23 protein-coding genes and 1 other annotated feature are annotated in these 18,331 nt (G+C 44.8%); of the genes, 1 reads left to right on the top strand and 22 read right to left on the bottom strand.

Annotated elements, in window-relative coordinates; all coding sequences use genetic code 11:
* The first annotated feature begins 45 nt into the window (after positions 1–45).
* Positions 46–1,563, top strand: coding sequence for a putative polysaccharide biosynthesis protein (locus QM454_RS12245; protein WP_432358433.1), 1,518 nt, complete (start codon positions 46–48; stop codon positions 1,561–1,563).
* On the opposite strand, the gene QM454_RS12240 is transcribed toward QM454_RS12245, so the two are convergent.
* From QM454_RS12240 to mreC, 22 genes are all read right to left on the bottom strand, one after another.
* Positions 1,557–2,198: a DUF421 domain-containing protein gene (locus QM454_RS12240; RefSeq protein WP_432358431.1), complete on the bottom strand. Its 642-nt coding sequence runs from the start codon at positions 2,196–2,198 to the stop codon at positions 1,557–1,559. The two genes, QM454_RS12245 and QM454_RS12240, sit on opposite strands and share 7 nt — an antisense overlap.
* A 119-nt stretch (positions 2,199–2,317) precedes the next feature.
* Positions 2,318–2,590, bottom strand: a complete 273-nt coding sequence (yajC, locus tag QM454_RS12235) for a preprotein translocase subunit YajC (RefSeq protein WP_432358429.1) — start codon at positions 2,588–2,590, stop codon at positions 2,318–2,320.
* Between the two features lie 36 nt (positions 2,591–2,626).
* Complete coding sequence (gene tgt, locus QM454_RS12230; protein ID WP_432358428.1) at positions 2,627–3,766, bottom strand: tRNA guanosine(34) transglycosylase Tgt; 1,140 nt, start codon at positions 3,764–3,766, stop codon at positions 2,627–2,629.
* Positions 3,767–3,804: 38 nt separating this feature from the next.
* Positions 3,805–4,845: a tRNA preQ1(34) S-adenosylmethionine ribosyltransferase-isomerase QueA gene (queA, locus tag QM454_RS12225; RefSeq protein ID WP_432358426.1), complete on the bottom strand. Its 1,041-nt coding sequence runs from the start codon at positions 4,843–4,845 to the stop codon at positions 3,805–3,807.
* Between the two features lie 32 nt (positions 4,846–4,877).
* A complete protein-coding gene (gene ruvB, locus QM454_RS12220; protein ID WP_432358424.1) occupies positions 4,878–5,882 on the bottom strand; it encodes a Holliday junction branch migration DNA helicase RuvB in 1,005 nt (334 codons plus the stop codon).
* A gap of 31 nt (positions 5,883–5,913) precedes the next feature.
* Complete coding sequence (gene ruvA, locus QM454_RS12215) at positions 5,914–6,519, bottom strand: Holliday junction branch migration protein RuvA (RefSeq protein WP_432358422.1); 606 nt, start codon at positions 6,517–6,519, stop codon at positions 5,914–5,916.
* A 218-nt stretch (positions 6,520–6,737) separates the two neighbouring features.
* The gene (locus QM454_RS12210; RefSeq protein WP_432358421.1) at positions 6,738–7,460 is read right to left on the bottom strand and encodes a YebC/PmpR family DNA-binding transcriptional regulator; all 723 of its coding nucleotides are present in this window, start codon (positions 7,458–7,460) and stop codon (positions 6,738–6,740) included.
* Positions 7,461–7,471: 11 nt separating this feature from the next.
* A complete protein-coding gene (locus QM454_RS12205) occupies positions 7,472–8,293 on the bottom strand; it encodes a phosphotransferase (RefSeq protein ID WP_432358419.1) in 822 nt (273 codons plus the stop codon).
* A 55-nt stretch (positions 8,294–8,348) separates the two neighbouring features.
* A complete protein-coding gene (locus tag QM454_RS12200) occupies positions 8,349–9,461 on the bottom strand; it encodes a LysM peptidoglycan-binding domain-containing protein (protein WP_432358417.1) in 1,113 nt (370 codons plus the stop codon).
* 170 nt (positions 9,462–9,631) lie between these two features.
* Complete coding sequence (gene pheA / locus QM454_RS12195) at positions 9,632–10,513, bottom strand: prephenate dehydratase (RefSeq protein WP_432358415.1); 882 nt, start codon at positions 10,511–10,513, stop codon at positions 9,632–9,634.
* Positions 10,514–10,580: 67 nt separating this feature from the next.
* A complete protein-coding gene (locus tag QM454_RS12190) occupies positions 10,581–11,036 on the bottom strand; it encodes an ACT domain-containing protein (RefSeq protein WP_432358413.1) in 456 nt (151 codons plus the stop codon).
* 43 nt (positions 11,037–11,079) lie between these two features.
* Positions 11,080–12,372: a GTPase ObgE gene (gene obgE / locus QM454_RS12185; RefSeq protein WP_432358411.1), complete on the bottom strand. Its 1,293-nt coding sequence runs from the start codon at positions 12,370–12,372 to the stop codon at positions 11,080–11,082.
* A gap of 12 nt (positions 12,373–12,384) precedes the next feature.
* On the bottom strand, positions 12,385–12,903 hold the full coding sequence (locus tag QM454_RS12180) for a Spo0B domain-containing protein (RefSeq protein WP_432358409.1): 519 nt from the start codon (positions 12,901–12,903) through the stop codon (positions 12,385–12,387).
* A 115-nt stretch (positions 12,904–13,018) separates the two neighbouring features.
* Positions 13,019–13,309, bottom strand: coding sequence for a 50S ribosomal protein L27 (gene rpmA / locus QM454_RS12175; RefSeq protein WP_251624735.1), 291 nt, complete (start codon positions 13,307–13,309; stop codon positions 13,019–13,021).
* Between the two features lie 12 nt (positions 13,310–13,321).
* On the bottom strand, positions 13,322–13,648 hold the full coding sequence (locus QM454_RS12170; protein ID WP_432358406.1) for a ribosomal-processing cysteine protease Prp: 327 nt from the start codon (positions 13,646–13,648) through the stop codon (positions 13,322–13,324).
* A gap of 6 nt (positions 13,649–13,654) precedes the next feature.
* A complete protein-coding gene (rplU, locus tag QM454_RS12165; RefSeq protein ID WP_060205325.1) occupies positions 13,655–13,963 on the bottom strand; it encodes a 50S ribosomal protein L21 in 309 nt (102 codons plus the stop codon).
* 13 nt (positions 13,964–13,976) lie between these two features.
* Positions 13,977–14,050 (bottom strand) — a sequence feature (ribosomal protein L21 leader region).
* 41 nt (positions 14,051–14,091) lie between these two features.
* The gene (locus QM454_RS12160; protein WP_432358404.1) at positions 14,092–14,706 is read right to left on the bottom strand and encodes a metalloprotease; all 615 of its coding nucleotides are present in this window, start codon (positions 14,704–14,706) and stop codon (positions 14,092–14,094) included.
* Positions 14,703–15,254, bottom strand: coding sequence for a peptidoglycan DD-metalloendopeptidase family protein (locus tag QM454_RS12155; protein ID WP_432358403.1), 552 nt, complete (start codon positions 15,252–15,254; stop codon positions 14,703–14,705). Before QM454_RS12155 ends, QM454_RS12160 begins: the two co-directional genes overlap by 4 nt.
* Positions 15,255–15,400: 146 nt before the next feature.
* Entirely contained in the window at positions 15,401–16,198 is a 798-nt protein-coding gene (gene minD / locus QM454_RS12150) for a septum site-determining protein MinD (RefSeq protein ID WP_432358401.1), read from the bottom strand.
* Position 16,199: 1 nt separating this feature from the next.
* Positions 16,200–16,871, bottom strand: coding sequence for a septum site-determining protein MinC (minC, locus tag QM454_RS12145; RefSeq protein WP_432358399.1), 672 nt, complete (start codon positions 16,869–16,871; stop codon positions 16,200–16,202).
* Positions 16,872–16,895: 24 nt separating this feature from the next.
* On the bottom strand, positions 16,896–17,414 hold the full coding sequence (gene mreD / locus QM454_RS12140; RefSeq protein ID WP_432358397.1) for a rod shape-determining protein MreD: 519 nt from the start codon (positions 17,412–17,414) through the stop codon (positions 16,896–16,898).
* Positions 17,411–18,316, bottom strand: a complete 906-nt coding sequence (gene mreC / locus QM454_RS12135; RefSeq protein WP_432358395.1) for a rod shape-determining protein MreC — start codon at positions 18,314–18,316, stop codon at positions 17,411–17,413. The genes mreD and mreC overlap by 4 nt, the downstream gene beginning before the upstream one ends.
* Between the last annotated feature and the right edge of the window lie 15 nt (positions 18,317–18,331).

Raw genomic sequence — 18,331 nt, 5'->3', positions numbered from 1 at the left:
TTTAGTGTATACGAATTGACCGGAATTGAGAAGGAGTTGTTTATATTGTCCACTTTCATCCGTGGAACTGCCATACTAATGATTGCGGTTTTCATGTCCAAGCTATTAGGATTTGTTTATCGTATCCAGTTCATGCGAGTTGCTGGAGAAGAAGCTGTCGGGATTTATATGACTGCGTATCCTGCTTTTATATTTTTCCTTTCTCTCGTTCAACTTGGTGTGCCAATTGCAGTAGCGAAGGTGATTGCTGAGCTGAAAGTGAAAGGCGAAACTGCAAAGCTTCCTGCTGTGATGAGGACTGCGACTTTTATAACAATTTTCACAGGGGCAATATTCATCCCATTATCCATTCTATTCATTCCCTATTTATCGGAAACATTATTAGGGAGTGCAGCTACTTCCACTACATTATATGTTGGAATTGCAATCATTCCGATTGCTGCTGTTTGCGGGTTGATCCGTGGATATTTTCAAGGGATTGTCAGAATCGAAGAAACAGCTTGGTCTCAAATTATTGAACAATTGTTCCGTATTGTATTAATTACTTGGCTCTTGCCAATGTTACTGGTCCCAAATAATAATCCGATGAATGCCGCTTATGCAATGGGCATTACATTGCTAGCGGAAGGGCTGTCCGCCTGTTATCTTTTATTCAAATATCAACAACATAAACGTCGTGAAAGGAAGCCTGTACAAAAAAAAGTACGGTATCCGATGGAGCCACTTCTTTCCATCGCCCTCCCGTCATCCGGAAGCAGATTATTTGGCACATTTACATGGTTCCTTGAACCAATCATTTTTTTGCGTGCCCTTTCTATGGCTGGAGTCGGGGCAGTTGCCGCTACGTCGCTCTATGGGGTCATCTCAGGTGTTCTCATTCCTTTGCTACTCTTCCCCTCATTCATTCCTTACGCGTTGTCTGTCGTGCTCGTACCCGCTGTGAGTGGGGCTGCTGCTTCTAGTAACAAGAAAAAGCTTCAAGAGCGTATCCATTTAGCTTTGCGCCTTTCTGCCTTAACGGGTGCTTTTGCCGCAGCCGTATTTTATATCCACGGGCAGGAGCTTGCAGAGAAACTTTTCCGTATTAGCGAAGGCGGGTCGTATATGTCGTTGTTAGCACCAATCTTTTTCTTTTATTACATCCAAAGCCCGTTGTACTCCATTTTGCAAGCGACAGGAGATGCGAAAGCCGGGATGATGAATTCGGTATATGGAGGAATTGCGAAGTTGGGAGTTATGTTCATACTAGCATCCCAGCCCGGATTGCAGGAAACTGGTGCCGTGCTTGCAATCGGATTCGGAGTTCTTGTCACTTCTTTCCTCCATATAGCAACGTTGCGGAAAAACAAAGCTGCTGCAGCCGGATTTACGATGTTCGCCTTGCCTTATGTATCCTTCATCATGACAGCAGTTATACGACCTATCTTCATTCCAATCGGGCAAGTCGGATTGTTAACTGAATGTATCATTACAACAGTATTCCTCCTTGTCATCTTGTTGCTATTTGGGCAAGTGAAGAAAAACGATATCCTAATGCTGAAAAGACTGACGAAAATTTACTGATACTTTTCTTTAAGTTGAAAGTGTAGGTTCCCATCTTCGAATGAACAATAAAAGACCTGTTCCACGTCATTCACACCTTTGTTTTTCAACTCGTTTACGAGCCACTCTTCTGATTTACCAATCAATTTGACGTGACGGCTTTGAATGACACCGTCAGATATGAGGGCAAGGACGGGTTGGGTGTTATCGTTTGTGAATACAGACAAATTTCCGGAAGGCTCCAAATATGCATAAGACACATCTCGTACGGATCCGATTTGTTGCTCGCGGAGCTGTTGGAATAAATCATCCAAGTTGTATCGTTGCTTTCGCATCTGCTCTTCTTGGATAATTCCATCTTGTATGATTAAAGTCGGATCTCCATCGACGATGTCCCTAAACTTTTTGCTCTTTAAGGAAAGATAAGAAGTTATCAGTTGGATGCAGAGTAGCAGGAGCACTGGGAAAATGGAGTGAATCAACTTTTTATCGGGAGATTCAATTGATAGCGCTACAACTTCAGCCATGATGATAAAGACAACTACGTCGATAACACTTAACTCGCCAACTTCCCTTTTTCCCATGACTCTAAGTACAATCAGGACAATCACATATAATAAAATCGTCCTGAATCCGATGATTATGAGATCGTTCATCATGTATCCCTCCTTTCCAGGAAAGCATACCTTTTCCTGTACAGGAATATACCCAAATGAAAAAGAGGTGGTCTCACAGTTACATCACTGTGAAACAACCTCTTTGAACATGAATACGATTAAGATGCGCTTGCATCGACAACTCGACCGACAGCTTGTCTATCGAATTGCAATGTTGTGCCGTCTGCAACTTTCAAATAGACAGATGTGTCATCAACAGCATCGATGACGCCGTGAAGGCCACCAATTGTAATGACTTTATCGCCACGCTTCAAGCTTTCTTGCATTTGTTTTGTCTGTTTTTGCCTTTTTTGCGCAGGTCTAATCAACAGGAACCACATGATTGCGAACATCGCAATAATTGGTAGTAACGTACCGAACATATCATTCATTTTCTTCCCCCCTCTTCTCGGTTCATTATACAAGATTCAAAAGTTTTTTGCATTTGGTTTATTAAATCCGTATTGTTCAAAAAATTCTTCACGAAAATCGCCTAGACGATCATTGCGAATTGCCTCCCTAATCTGTTCCATCAATCGTAGTAGGAAGTGAAGATTGTGGTAGGAAGTTAATCGGATACCGAACGTTTCATTCGCACGGATTAAGTGACGGATATATGCTCTGCTGTAGTTTTTACATGCATAACAATCGCAATTCGGATCTAATGGTCCGAAATCACGCTCGTATTTTGCGTTTTTCACGACGACACGTCCTTCGCTCGTCATCAATGTCCCATTTCTTGCGATTCTTGTTGGCAATACGCAGTCAAACATATCCACTCCACGGATCGCTCCGTCAATTAAAGAATCTGGAGAGCCGACACCCATTAAATATCGCGGTTTGTTTTCCGGCAATAATGGCGTCGTAAAGTCAAGTGCACGATTCATGACGTCCTTCGGCTCACCGACGGACAATCCTCCGATTGCATATCCAGGGAAGTCGAGTGAAACGAGATCTCTTGCACTTTGTTTGCGAAGTTCCTCGAATTCGCCCCCTTGCACAATGCCAAAAAGTGCTTGGTCCTGTGGACGCGCATGGGCTTTTAGGCACCGCTCCGCCCATCTTGAAGTTCTCTCTACGCTTGCTTTCATATATTCGAATGTCGCTGGATAAGGTGGACATTCATCGAAAGCCATCATAATATCTGAACCAAGATCGTTTTGGATTTCCATCGCTTTTTCTGGGCTAAGGAAAAGCTTGCTACCGTTCAAATGATGACGGAAATGTACGCCTTCCTCTTCGATCTTCCTAAATTTACTTAATGAAAACACTTGAAATCCGCCTGAATCGGTCAGAATCGGCCGATCCCAGTTCATGAATTTATGGAGGCCGCCAGCTTCTTTAATAACGTCATTTCCTGGACGAAGCCATAGATGATACGTATTGCCGAGGATAATACCGGCACCCATCTCCTTCAATTCCTCAGGTGACATTGTCTTCACAGTTGCTTGCGTCCCGACTGGCATAAATGCCGGTGTTTCAAAAGAACCATGCGGTGTATGAACGATGCCGAGACGAGCCCCCGTCTGCTTACACGTTTTTATATGTTCGTAAGTAATTGCTGCCATGTAGTACGATCCTTTCCATTTTGGGAATTTTTATCCCATTACTTTTTTGGTGGTTTGATGAACATCGCATCCCCGAAACTGAAGAAACGATACTCCTCCTTCACCGCTTCTTTATAAGCGTCCAGTATACGCTCTCGTGAGACCATCGCGGAAATAAGCATGATCAAAGTCGATTTCGGCAAGTGGAAGTTTGTCAGCATGCCGTCGAGAATACTGAACTGATATCCAGGATAAATAAATATCGATGTCCAACCGCTAGAAGGGACGATTTTCCCATCATTTTGTGAAGCGATTGTTTCAAGTGTACGCGCCGACGTCGTGCCGACTGCAATGACGTTTCCACCTCTCGCCTTCGTTTCGTTAATTGCATTCGCTGCCTTTTCGGTCACGTGATAATATTCTGCGTGCATCGTATGGTCCTCGATCGCATCTACGCTAACCGGGCGGAATGTCCCTAATCCGACATGTAAAGTGATGAACTCGATACTGACACCTTTATCTTTAATAGCCTGCAAAATCTCTTCTGTGAAATGAAGACCCGCAGTAGGCGCAGCTGCTGAACCTCTTTCTTTCGCAAAGACGGTTTGGTACCGTGATTGATCATCAAGCGTCTCTGTAATATACGGAGGTAGAGGCATCCGGCCGAGCGAATCGAGTATTTCATAGAAAATACCTTCATAGCGGAATTTGAATATCCTTCCGCCTTGTTCAAGGATTCCTGTACATTCCGCTTCTAACCTGCCGTCCCCGAATGTTACGACAGTTCCAACCTTTACCCGCTTTGCAGGTTTCACTAGTGTTTCCCATTCGTTAGCGCTTGTTTCCTTTAGAAGTAGCACTTCAATTGACGCACCTGTATCTTTTTTCGTGCCAATTAGACGGGCTGGAAGGACGCGTGTATCGTTTAGGACGATGACATCGCCTTCCTCTAGCTCGTCTACAATTTGACGGAACTGACAATGTTTGACGCTCTTCGTCTCTTTATCCAAGACCATTAACTTGCTTGCTGTCCTGTCTTTAAGTGGTGTTTGTGCGATGAGTTTTTCCGGTAATTCAAAATCAAAATCATTTACATCCATTATTCGGGTGAACTCCTTCTATCCAGTAGTTTTTACGTAAGTGCGTCGGGCAACGCATAGCCGAAATGGTCATATGCGAGATGTGTTGCAATTCTGCCGCGCGGTGTTCGTTGGATGAAACCGATTTGCAGCAAGTACGGCTCATACACATCCTCAATTGTAATGGATTCTTCACCGATGCTTGCAGCGATCGTATCGATTCCAACTGGTCCGCCACGGAACCGTTCAATCATGCTCACAAGCAGTTTATGGTCGATATGATCAAGACCGTGTGAATCGACTTGCAGCATTTCGAGCGCTTCTTTTGCGATATCCATCGTAATGCTACCGTCCCCGCGCACTTGAGCGTAATCACGCACTCTGCGAAGGAGGCGGTTGGCGATTCGGGGCGTCCCCCTCGATCGTCTCGCTATTTCAGCCGCTGCATTGGCGTCTATATCAACATCGAATAAGCTTGCGCTTCTAATGACGATTTCCTTCAACGGAGTTTCTCCATAATATTCAAGGCGGAGTGGCACGCCAAAACGGTCACGCAGTGGGGCGGATAAAGAACCGGCCCTTGTCGTCGCCCCGATTAGCGTGAATGGTGGAAGGTCAAGACGGATCGATTTGGCGGAAGGACCTTTTCCGACGACAATGTCGAGACAAAAGTCTTCCATTGCAGGATAAAGTACTTCCTCAATTGCCCGGTTTAACCGGTGGATTTCATCAATGAACAAGACGTCGCCGGGTTCCAATGATGAAACGACTGCCGCCAAATCCCCTGGCCTTTCGATTGCCGGTCCGCTCGTCATTTTCACATTGACGCCCATTTCGTTTGCAATGACTGTCGCGAGCGTTGTTTTTCCAAGGCCTGGTGGACCGTATAAAAGAACATGGTCCAAACTTTCACTTCTGCCTTTTGCGGCTTGGATGAAAATGCTTAGATTGTCCTTTACAGTCTCCTGCCCAATATATTGTTGCAACGTCTGAGGTCGCAATGATTGTTCGAAACTATCGTCATAATTGGATTGTTCACTTGAAACGACCCGTTCCATACATACCGCCCCTCCTTCCTTTATCGAATACTTATTTTTGCTTCAAAAGTAAACGTAATGCAAGCTTCATATAGCCTTCTGTATCCAACTCTTCCTGTTCCATAGCCTTCTTCACTTTCACCAATTCCCGTTGCGAATAACCGAGTGCTTGTAATGCGAGTATCGCTTCTTCCAATGCATCGTTTTCCGCCATTGAAAATAGCGTACCATCCTCATCTGGCAACTCGATTTCCGTAAATAGATCCCCGAGTTTCCCTTTCAAGTCAAGGATCATTTGACGAGCCGTCTTTTTTCCGACTCCCGGGAACTGTACGAGGAATGCTTCATCTTCCCTTTCAATCGCGCTAATTACTTGTGACGGGATGCCACTTGCTAATATGGCAAGTGCGCCTTTCGGACCGATTCCAGAAACGGTGATAAGTTTCTTAAATAGTTCACGCTGTTCAAGTGATTTAAAACCGAGCAGCCATTGTACGTCTTCTCTGACGTGCAAATAAGTGAACACTTGCTGGATCTCTTCTGTTTGGTGGAATGCATATGGGTTTGGCGTCATAATTTGCCAGCCGACGCCACCTTGTTCAAGCGTTATGTATTCGGGTGTTACCCGGGTGATTATTCCTTTAATATAATCGTACAAGTCAGTCTCCCCCTAAAGTATCGAAACTATTATAGCATACGAACGGGTTTTCTACATAGAAAAGCGGAGGGTGGCGTTTAGCTGCGACAGGCGCTGGAGGGCTTGGACAAAAGGCGCTTTTTGCCTTTTGCTTCAAGACCGAAGCGACCCGAGCAGCTGCCACCCGGAGCTAGACAATAAAAAAAGCCGCCAACAAAAAAAGCCGCTGAAGAGGCGGCTCATTCACTTGCGTTATGATAGATATTTTGTACGTCATCATCGTCTTCCAATGCATCGATCATCTTTTCGAATTGGTCGGCATCGTCACCTTGCAATTCCGTATAAATCGTCGGAATCATTTCTACTTCCGCTGAGATGAATTCAATTCCTTCAGCTTCCATCACTTCTTTCACTTCCATGAAGCCGGACGGTTCTGTAATGATTTCAAAGCCATCTTCCGTTGACTCGATATCTTCCGCTCCTGCTTCTAGCGCTGTAAGCATAATTGCGTCTTCGTCGGTTTCCTCTGTACGTTCGACAAATAGGCGTCCTTTACGGTTGAATAGATAGCCGACTGAGCCGCTCTCCCCTAAGCTGCCGCCGTTTTTATTAAAAGCTACACGGATATTCGGTCCCGTCCGGTTTCGGTTCTCTGTCAAACATTGAACAAGAACCGCCACTCCTCCAGGTCCATATCCTTCATAAACAACTTCTTCATAGTTTTCATCTGCGCCTGCACCAGTCGCTTTATCGATTGCTCTTTTAATGACATCATTCGGTACGTTAAAGCCTTTTGACTTTTCGATAGCAAGACGGAGTGCAGGATTCATGTCAGGATCACCGCCGCCTGATTTCGCAGCTACAAATAGTTCCCTTGACATCTTTTGAAAGATTTTGCCTCGTTTCGCATCTTGCGCACCTTTACGGTTTTGAATATTCTTCCACTTTGAATGGCCAGCCATTATGCATCCTCCTACTTCATGTTCCGTTCTATATCATACCATAGCTTCGGCCATGAAGAGAGTGCATATTCCGTGAATGGGATTAGCTTTCTAGCCAGACTTTCCTGCTTCGCTTCCGGCATGTTCAACAGATGCAGCCATTCCCTTAACAACTCATTCGGATAAAGCAACATTGATTTTGAAGCGTCATCTAAATCTCTTAATGATGACTGCTCCGCCAAAAGGAATTCCAGATTATAGCACACATTCGGCAACACGCGGTGTAGCCAAAGTGCCAGTTCTGTTCCAGGAGTACCCGTACACGCAAGGTCGAAATCGATGAAGCGGATGAGTCCGTTCCCATCTCGTAAAATATTATGATGCACGACATCACCATGAAGGAGCGTATAGCCAGAAAGCTTTCGATAGTTTTTCTTCAATATAGGTAGCGCTTCTTCCCCATACATAATGATTTCGTCTACTGCTTGTTTTCGAAGAAATTTCTCGCATCCGGCACGGTTATCGATGAAACGATCCAATCGTTCCCGCCATTTCTCAAGAAGTTGATATCTATGCAGATAAGGGGAGGCATCCCAATCTATCTGTTCCTTTGTTTTGTGCAATGCTTGTAAGGCTAATAAGGAATCCGTCCGATCAATCCTTCTTCTGAAATTGACGGGCTTTGTTCCTTCAATCCATGGTTGCATAATGAATAACGGATCCTCCGTAGGAATGATTGGTACGATATTCGGGAACCTAATTGCCTGCAACTGGCGATGGACGTACTCCACCTTCACAGCCGTTGATCTCGCCGTATACCGTTTTAACGAATAGGCGGATTCTCCTTCCACCATCTTCCAAACATTCTTTTTTACTTTCCGAATATTCTTTTCCAGCGCCATACGCCGGTCAGCAACCGCACCCGTAATCCATTGGGTTAAAAGGTTGCATTTGCATTGGACTCATTGGCATTGGATACATTTGCGTCGGTTGCATTTGCATTGGTTGCATTTGCATCGGACTCATTTGCATCGGACTTACTTGCATCGGCATCATGTAATTTGGCTGCATTTCACTTGGAGTCATACCGTAAAATCCTTGGGAATGGCAACCACAACCACAATAATGCATCGGTTGGCATGGATATCCGAACGTGAATGGTTGCTGAGGCTGCATCATCATTCCATACGGTTGTTGGAATTCTGGAGATACCAATTGAGGTACATATCCTTGTTCAGGTGGGCAATGAACCATATGTCCTGGAGATTCTTCAGGCATCATCGGTGACTCCATCAATTCCCATCCCCGAATCGGATATGGCGGAGAAACTCCTTCCCCTCTACCCGGATAAATCGGCGATTCATCGAAGTCATCCAAATCTTCTGTCATACCAATTGAAGGTGGCTTTACCCCTAGATGCGCTGGCGGTGTAGGCATTTCCTGCGTCGGCATTACTTGTTGAGGCATGGTAGGTGCCGGCATTTGCTGAGTAAAACTTGGGAATGGCATCGGTGCACAATCTGCATCGTAGATTGGCATCCAACCGCAAGGCACTGGCATGATTGGCATCGGCTGGAAAAAATGCGGCATTTGCATAGGCGGCATAGTTGGTGCAGGTGGTGCGGACGGCATAGGTGGCGCAGGTTGTTCAGCCGGCAACGTTACTGCAGGAGGTGGCGTTTGAACTGGAGTGCTTGGAATAGGTTGTTTCGGTATCGATGGCATCTTTGGTACCGATGGCGGCTTCGGCATCTCGAATCTCGGTTTTTCTGTCGCTGGTGGAACCGGTGGCTTAGAAGGTGGCGCAGGCTGGCGTTGCACTTTCTCCGGCATTTTTTCTTTTCTTTTCTCACTTGGCATAGTAGCGGCTTTTTTCGCAGGCAAGAATATCTTCATCCCCGGAACGATATAGTCCGGGTTTGCCAAATGGGCATTCACCCTTTTCAAATCTTCAAAAGGGATACCGTACTGTCGTGCAATTTTCCACAACGTATCCCCTTTTACTACAATATGAACATCCACTAACAAAATCCCCCTTCCATCAATCCATCGTATGAACGAACGCCCGTCTATGTGACGCAAATTTAAGAAAGACGCCCTCTCTTAGTATGTATATTGTGGAAAAGCCTTTATTATTCATTCGAATACTAATGTGGCGCACAAACTTGTCATCAAAAAAACCTCCAAGCTACTTAGCGTGAAGGTTTTTGTTCATAACTATAATAAGAGCCAAAAGATCGTACTGAGACGTTGAGAGAAGCGAGCTCCTCCAATGCACCTTTCATCATCGTATGGTCTTCGTTTTCTAACACATCAATAATGAAAAAATAATTTCCTAACCCTGTTTTCATCGGCCTTGATTCGATTTTACTTAAATTCAACTTTCGCCATGCAAACACCGATAGGATTTGATGAAGCATTCCCGAACGATCATCTTCTGGTAACTTAACCATGAACGTCGTTTTCGGTGATTCGGAATGGCCTGGCACTTCTAAATGCCCTTTGCGCAATGACAGGACGACAAATCGTGTATGGTTGAAATGAAAATCGTGAATATTTTCTTCTGCGATATGTAAGTCATATTTTTTGGCAGCTAAACGGTTGCCAATTGCAGCAACGCAGAGCTCCGGGTTTTCAGAAATAAACTTTGCAGCCGCTGCAGTCGATGTCGTCTGTATTAACGGTGTACGGCGGTAATGATATTGCAAATATTTATGGCATTGTGCAAGTGCGTGTGGATGAGAGTGGACCGATTCGAGCCCTTCCAAGTCATCCTTCCATTTTTTATTCACCATCATATGCTGTTCAATCGGTATCGAAATTTCAGCGTTAATGAACAGCTCACTTCCGTGGAACAGGTAATCAATTGTCATCGGCACGGAGCCTTCCAATGCATTTTCAAGCGGTACGATCGCATATGCGACATGTCCTTTTGTTACTGCTTCGATACAATCAGGTATTGTCGGTTGGGGCACTAATCCTTCTATACCAAAAAGGTGGGTTGCCGCAACATGAGTAAATGAAGCCTCAGGCCCTAAATAGGCGACCGTCGGATTGTAATGCTTTTCGCTCATTCCAGTTCCTCCATCTTTCTCTTATATATCTATATAGCTCCGGGCACTGAACAAGCGCCCGAAGCTTTTACAGAGCTCCCGAACTGATTAAATGGACGGAATCGATGAAATTCGGAGCTTTTAACTTTTGCATGAATTCATCCATTTTAATCTGCATTTCTGTAACGTCAAGTGACAATGTAATATTCGCACGACCTTGCACGGGAATCGTCTGGTGAATCGTTAGCACATTGCATTTCACTTCCGATATAATCCCAAGAATCGTCGCAAGCGAGCCTTTCCGATCCTCTAGTTGAATAAAAATCGTCAATACGCGTTCACGAGCAATCGATTCGAACGGGAAGACGGTATCTTTGTATTTGTAATATGCACTACGGGACAATCCAACCCGCTTTGTTGCCTCCTGGATTGTCCTTTCTTCCCCGCTCGCAAGTAATCGTTTCGCTTCAAGCATCTTTAGCATCGATTCCGTAAGCACATCTTCTCTAACAAGGTAATATTGCCCTTCCCCCAATGACTTCATAGAATGCCTCCTTGCAACAAATCATGAAATAACCCATTGTTTCCTATTCGATGAATTCAAATTCAAAGTCGAGAATTCTAACCGTGTCTCCGTCCTTCGCTCCACGCTCACGGAGTGCATCATCGACACCCATCCCCCGGAGTTGGCGTGCAAATTTACGGACAGATTGGTCGAAGTTGAAATCAGTCATCTTGAAGAGACGTTCAAGCGAATATCCCGACAGGACAAACGCTCCATCATCATCACGAGTAATTTTGAAGTCCGCCGTTTCAGCCTCATGCTTATAAAGGACAGAACGATCTTCATCTTCATCTTCAATTTCATGCATCGGAAATTCAGGCGTCGTTTCAAGTAAATCTGCGACAGCAAACAGCAGCTGGTCTAAGCCCTCCCGAGTTATTGCTGAAATTGGGAAGATTAACGCTTCTTCATCGTCAAGCTTCTCTTTAAATTGCTTTAAATTCTCTTCAGCTTCTGGCATGTCCATTTTATTCGCAACAATAATTTGTGGACGTTCCATTAAACGCAAATTGTATTTCTCCAACTCTTCGTTAATCGTGATGAAATCTTCGTAAGGGTCTCGGCCTTCCATCCCGGACATATCGACGACGTGGACAATGACCCTAGTTCGTTCGATATGGCGTAAAAACTGATGGCCGAGTCCGACGCCTTCATGCGCCCCTTCGATAAGCCCTGGCAAATCAGCGAGAACAAATGTCCTGCCACCTTCTAGCTCTACCATCCCAAGATTTGGCACGAGTGTCGTAAAATGATAATCGGCAATTTTTGGCTTTGCTGCGGATACGACAGATAATAATGTTGATTTCCCGACGCTTGGGAATCCGACAAGACCTGCATCTGCTAACACTTTCAATTCGAGAGTAATTTCCCTCTCGAGTCCCGGTTCTCCTTTTTCCGAAAGCTCAGGAGCCGGATTTTGAGGTGTTGCGAAACGTGAGTTCCCGCGACCGCCACGGCCACCTTTAGCAATGACGGCTGTCTGCCCATGCTCAACGAGGTCTGCGATAATAGTGCCCGTCTCTAGGTCCTTTACAATCGTCCCCGGCGGAACTTTGACGACCATATCTCCTCCGCCCTTACCATGCCTGTTCTTACTTCCACCGTGCTCACCGCGCGGGGCTTTAAAGTGGCGTTGGTAGCGGAAATCCATAAGCGTCCGCAATCCTTCATCAACGATAAAAACAACATCGCCGCCTTTTCCACCGTCGCCTCCAGCGGGACCTCCATAGGCAATATACTTCTCGCGGCGGAATGCAACCATTCCATCGCCGCCATCGCCGCCTTTTACATATACTTTAACGTGATCGACAAACATGTTTTCTTCCTCCTATCGCCCACTCAACGTGAACGTCCATTGCTTATCTTGCAAAACTCCACTCACGTCGAACTCGCCATCTGTTTCTGGCAATGTTCGTAATTCGGTGAGTGATCCTTCAATTGTCATTTGAATCGACCAATGATCTTCAGTAGCATTCACCGCTACATTTACGATATATTCATCCATCGGATCGACTGCTTCTTCAATAATGCAAATTAGCCGTTCCAAGTAATCGACAATTGCATCATCACTTGTTATCCGTTTCCCAGCCGTAATATTGCATTGCAGCTTCTTCGTGAACACAGTATGTTTCCATTCAAATGTGGTGAGCCAGATTTCCGTCTTCGGCAAGCGGAGGTTTTCCAACATAGATATGTGCCGCATACGTTCCGTCGCTTCCAACAAAGTCCTTCGTGCTTCGGGTATTTTCCCTAGATCCATATATAATAACATCAATTGCAAGTCATTCAAAAAATCATGGCGTGCAAACTTTAATGCTTTTCCAATCGTCAGGTTTTCCGATTCCATTTTTCTCACCGCCAACTGTTTCATATACTACAGTATAGCATCCCTCTCGCAAAAATCGCCAAAAATAAAAAGGACTGCACGGAAAAATGCAGTCCTTTCAATGTTAGTAATAACATTAAGCTTCTTGAGCTACAGGGTACACGCTCACTTTTTTCTTGTCGCGGCCAAAACGTTCGAAACGAACTACGCCGTCAACTTTCGCAAAAAGTGTATCGTCCCCACCGCGGCCAACGTTTTCACCTGGGTGAATTTTTGTTCCGCGTTGACGATAAAGGATAGAGCCGCCAGAAACGAATTGTCCATCAGCACGTTTCGCGCCAAGACGTTTCGAATGAGAGTCACGACCGTTCTTTGTAGAACCTACCCCTTTTTTCGATGCGAAAAACTGGAGATCCAAACGTAACATTAGTGCCACCTCCTATCGGTTGAAAATAAGTTTTATATGTTGCCCGTAATCTTGTTCAATCGTCTGTAATGAAACAATCATCGCCTTCACGATCAATTGGATATCGTCGTCTTTCTCCGTTTCCGGAAAAACCACTTTCAAATAACCTCCGTCAGACCCTTGTTGGATATCCGGGGTTACGCCAGTGAGTGAGATGACAGCGTTGACGGCTCCAAATGAAACCGCGGACGCGCCTGCACAGACGAGATCTTTTCCATGTTCTGCAAAATCGGCATGGCCTTTCATCTCAAATGAGCTGATGCGGCCGGATGGTTGTTCATTAATACTGATCTTGATCATGCCGGCTTACGCGTTGATGCCTTCGATGACAACTTTCGTGTATGGCTGACGATGACCTTGCTTTTTGTGGTAGTTCTTTTTCGGCTTGTATTTGAAAACCGTGATTTTCTTAGCGCGGCCTTGTTTAACGATTTTAGCCGTTACAGAAGCACCTTCCACGAATGGAGCGCCAACTTTCACGTCTTCTCCACCAACGAATAAAACTTTGTCGAATGTTACAGTTTCTTCAGCTTCGCCGACTACTTTCTCAATGTAGACTTCTTGGCCTTGTTCGACTTTGATTTGTTTTCCACCAGTTTCAATAATTGCGTACATACTTGCACCTCCTCAATAGACTCAGACTCGCCTTCTAAGGTGATCCTTTCGGATGCTTGTACCTTGTCAGTGCGGTTGTAGCACAGGTGCGCTACAAACAATAACATTAAAATATTACCACGCGCGGGTCATGGCGTCAACTGTTTTCTTTTTAACCGTTCATATGCTTGTTCATATTTCCTGAACTTGAACGCGGAAATGTTTTGAAACAGTAAAAATAAAGCTAACGCAAGAAAAAGTACAGTTTCCGGAAGTTCCAAAATGAGCAGTAAGCTGGCAACTATAAGTACTACTATGGAAAAGACGAGATATGCGGCTCGTACTTCAAATTTCTTCTCTTCTGTCTCAAGCGTGGCGCTGATTGCCTGTCCACCGTCAAGCGGTAATATAGGCAATAAGTTGAGTGATAAAATGACGAGTTGGATTCGTAAAAATTGTTCATCTCCAGGAAAGTTAAACAGTATTGGCAAAAGGAGAAGAATCGACGTTGCGATGGGTCCGCCGATTGCAACGAACACTCTTTGCCGCTTTCCGTATGAGTACCGATTAGGGATACGCAGTTCTCCTCCATACGGCATAATCGTACATGACCGTACTTTCACTCCTGACATTTTCGCGGCAACAACATGGCCAGCCTCATGAAATAGAAGGGAGATGAACACAATAGAGTAAAACGCCAATCCTCCTGTGATCATTAGCACGAGGAAAAAAGGCGCCAAAATTGGATGAAGGCGAAGTTTCATTTCGGATTTTCCGAGAAATAAGTAGCCAAAACAGATGCTTCCAACACAATCCCTTCCCGCTTCACTTTCAAGTAAATCGCTTCTTCATTCATGAGGGCAAGCGTGTCCCCCTTTTTCACAGTCGAATAAGGAAGTTTTGAAATTGAGCCGACAAATCCATATGTTACTTCATCTCCGTCATCGTACAAGACGGTAATTGTCTTACCTGATTGCCGTGTAAATCCCGTAAACACGATAAGCCCGTCCCCTTGGGCTGTAATCGGCATCGGATGAGCATAAGAAGCGATGACACCATCCTTATAAGGTTGCATTGATTCGTAAGCAGCAAAGGGAATCTCCTCTACGGAATCAGCAGAAACAGTAATCGTTTCCTCGTCTGAGTCTCCAATTATTGAGGCAACCCACTTTTTCATGACGATGAAATCTTTGCCTGTCGTTATATATTGGGTAACAGGCTTGCTCACGATTCCGACTTCCTCCAATTTGGCAAAGCTGAATACACTAATTGCTACTATAATTGCAATGACCCATTTTGTTTTCCATTTCACCCCGCCACACCACCTTTTTTCTCAGTATATGACGGGTGTACTATGAATATTATGGGCAAATGTCCAACTTAACAGTTTAATATGAATAGGAACCGCTTCCTGTTCGAGCGTATAAAAAAAGAACCCTTGTTCACAAGGGTTCTTAGTTATTTAGCAAATAATGTTTTCAACTTCCCGAAGAATCCGGGTTTTCCTTCGTCGAGAGACATGAGCGGAACCGATTCGCCTAAAATTCGTCGAGCGATGTTACGGTAGCCAATTGCCGCCGGGTTCGAAGGATCCATAACGACCGGCTCTCCTTTATTTGAAGAGGAAATGACTTGCTCATCATCTAGAACGATCCCAAGTAGATCAATCGATAAATGGGTCGTAATTTCATTCACATCCAAAGCGTCGCCGCTATTGACAAGTCGGCTTTTAATCCGATTAATGATTAATTTTGGCGGCTCAATATCCTCTTGTTCCAGCAGGCCGATAATACGATCCGCATCTCTCACCGCAGAAATTTCAGGTGTCGTAACGACGATGGCACGATCTGCACCTGCAACAGCATTTTTATATCCTTGTTCAATCCCAGCCGGGCAGTCGATCAAAATGTAATCATAATCACGTTTCAATTCAGTGATCAATTCTTTCATATCTTCAGGTTCGACTGCATTTTTATCCGTTGTCTGAGCTGCCGGCAATAAAAAGAGTCCATCTTCAAAACGCTTGTCTTTAACGAGCGCTTGATGGATCTTGCATCGGCCTTCGATCACATCGACGAGATCGTATATGATACGGTTTTCAAGACCGAGGATGACGTCCAGATTTCGGAGGCCGATGTCTGTATCAACGAGACACACTTTTTTTCCTTGCAGAGCCAATGCAGTCCCAAGGTTTGCAGATGTCGTCGTTTTACCGACTCCACCTTTTCCAGACGTTATTACGATTGCTTCACCCACATTAGATCCCTCCTTTGAATGTCGACAGATTAGGACGGAGAATCCGAAGCTCTTGTAAACGGTCGATGGCAATAAGTCCGTTTGGATGTATGTATGCGCACTCCATCTCCGGTTGTTCTGACAATATCGTCAATTCGTCTGTCATCGTTTCCATTTTATCCGCTATCATCAAATGCGTCGCTTCAAGCCAAGAAGCCGCAATTACCGCTTCTTCATTGCCAGTCGCTCCCGCATGAGCGATCCCTTTCAATCTACCTAACACATAAATGCTTCCCGCAGCTACAACACGACCGTTCGGGTTAACATCACCAATGACGACAAGGTCACCTTCAGCCTTTACAACTTGTCCTGACCGAACGATGCCGATAAACGTCTCCGATTGGTTCTCAAGTACTTTACGATTGCACTCTTCAATCGTAATGACTTCGCTTTGAATCTTGGAAACCCGTAAGTGTGGCGACTCGTGAACGACATTCATAATTTCCTTTAACTCTTCTTCATTACAAAAACGATTACCGGTATGCACTTTCACTTCAGCGAGCCCTTCCAGACTGTTCTCGCTCACTTTTTTGCGGAGTTCTGCAATCATGTCCGAATAAGCGCATTTGTCGTCAAGTCGGAGGACAAGCCCGTCTTTTGTCCCTTTTATTGTTACATAGTGCTGTTTCGTCATTTGCGTCCCTCACAGTTTTCTTAATTATAACCCGGCCTTTTGCAGTCCTCTTTCATCGATTAGCCGTTTGAAAAAATAGCCGAACATCGCCACAAAAATAGAATTCGCAATCATTGTCGGCATGAGTCGAAGCACGATGAATTCTTCAAAGCCGATTGATGTAAGTGCAATCAGGCTCGCGAAAATAAATGACAGCAATTCGAGCAATGCTATCATCGCCAATGATAAAAACATGACGGTAATAACATGTCGGTGAACTTGCCTAATAATTAATGATGCAACATAACAAATCACCGGATATAAAAAAGTGTATACTCCAATAATATCAATGTGATACATATCATACAAGAGTCCAAGTACGATTCCATAGAGGATTGCGCGCTTTAGTCCGTAGTAAACGGTAATGAAAATCAGATAGACGATAACGAAACGGGGTACAAGCGTGTACGATACTTCCGCAATCGATACGGGCGAGAAAAGACTGAAAACCGGTTCAAGGAAAAATAAAATGACAGAAATAAGAGGGATTATGAACCTGATCACGATCCATCCTCCCCCTCTTCTTCACCTTCGGGTTCGACTTCTACTATTCCGTCCGTGCCACTCGCAATGCCCAACGTCCGTTTCACGACCATGACGTGGTCCAACATAGAAAAGTCCGCCGCTGGTCGGATATACGCCAGCTTCGTCAATCCGTAATCGTCCGTCGATACTTCCGTCACTTCCCCGATTAGCAATCCTTTCGGGAAAATGCCGCCTAATCCTGATGACTCAACTTTCTGTCCTTCCTTGACATCAAAGTTTGAATCGATACGTTTCATTATTAATTCGCCACGCGTTGGATCATATCCTTCAATTAAACCGAAAATCGCCTCTTCACCTGGAATGACTGCCGCCACTCGGAAGTTGCGGTTTTCAGTTGAAAGCAATTCGACCGTCGATGTGAAAGGAGTGACGAGCACTACTTTTCCGACAAGTCCGTTCGCCGTAATAACAGCCATATTCAGTTCCACGCCTTCTACCGACCCTTGATCGATGATAATTTTTTCTTCCCATTGATCGGGATTTCGGGAGATGACCGTTGCTTGGATCGGCTCGTAATCACGGAGACTAGTTTGCTTTCCGATAATTTCACGCAGCTTTTTATTATCCGCTTTCACGTCGGACAGTTCAGCTTGTGTAGAAGCATATTCCTTTAATCGCGCTTTCAAATGCTTGTTTTCTTCATATGTATTCAATATACCATCAATTTTATCTAAAGTGCCTGTAATATAATGTGCCGGTTTCGAGAAAAGCGATTGCCCGAAACCGACGACATCTTTCACAATTTGTTCAGGAAGGGTGGCATTCTGCCTATCTTTTAAGGAGAATGAAATCAATGCCACTAGGACAATAACGCCCACAAGCAGTAAGATTAACCGTTTATTTGAAAAAAATCGCGGCATTGCCCAAATCCTCCC

Origin of the sequence: Sporosarcina sp. UB5 (assembly GCF_050859005.1) — a bacterium.
Lineage (GTDB): Bacteria > Bacillota > Bacilli > Bacillales_A > Planococcaceae > Sporosarcina.
The sequence above is the reverse complement of the archived record's forward strand: the minus strand, read 5'-3'. Positions and strand labels throughout refer to the sequence as shown.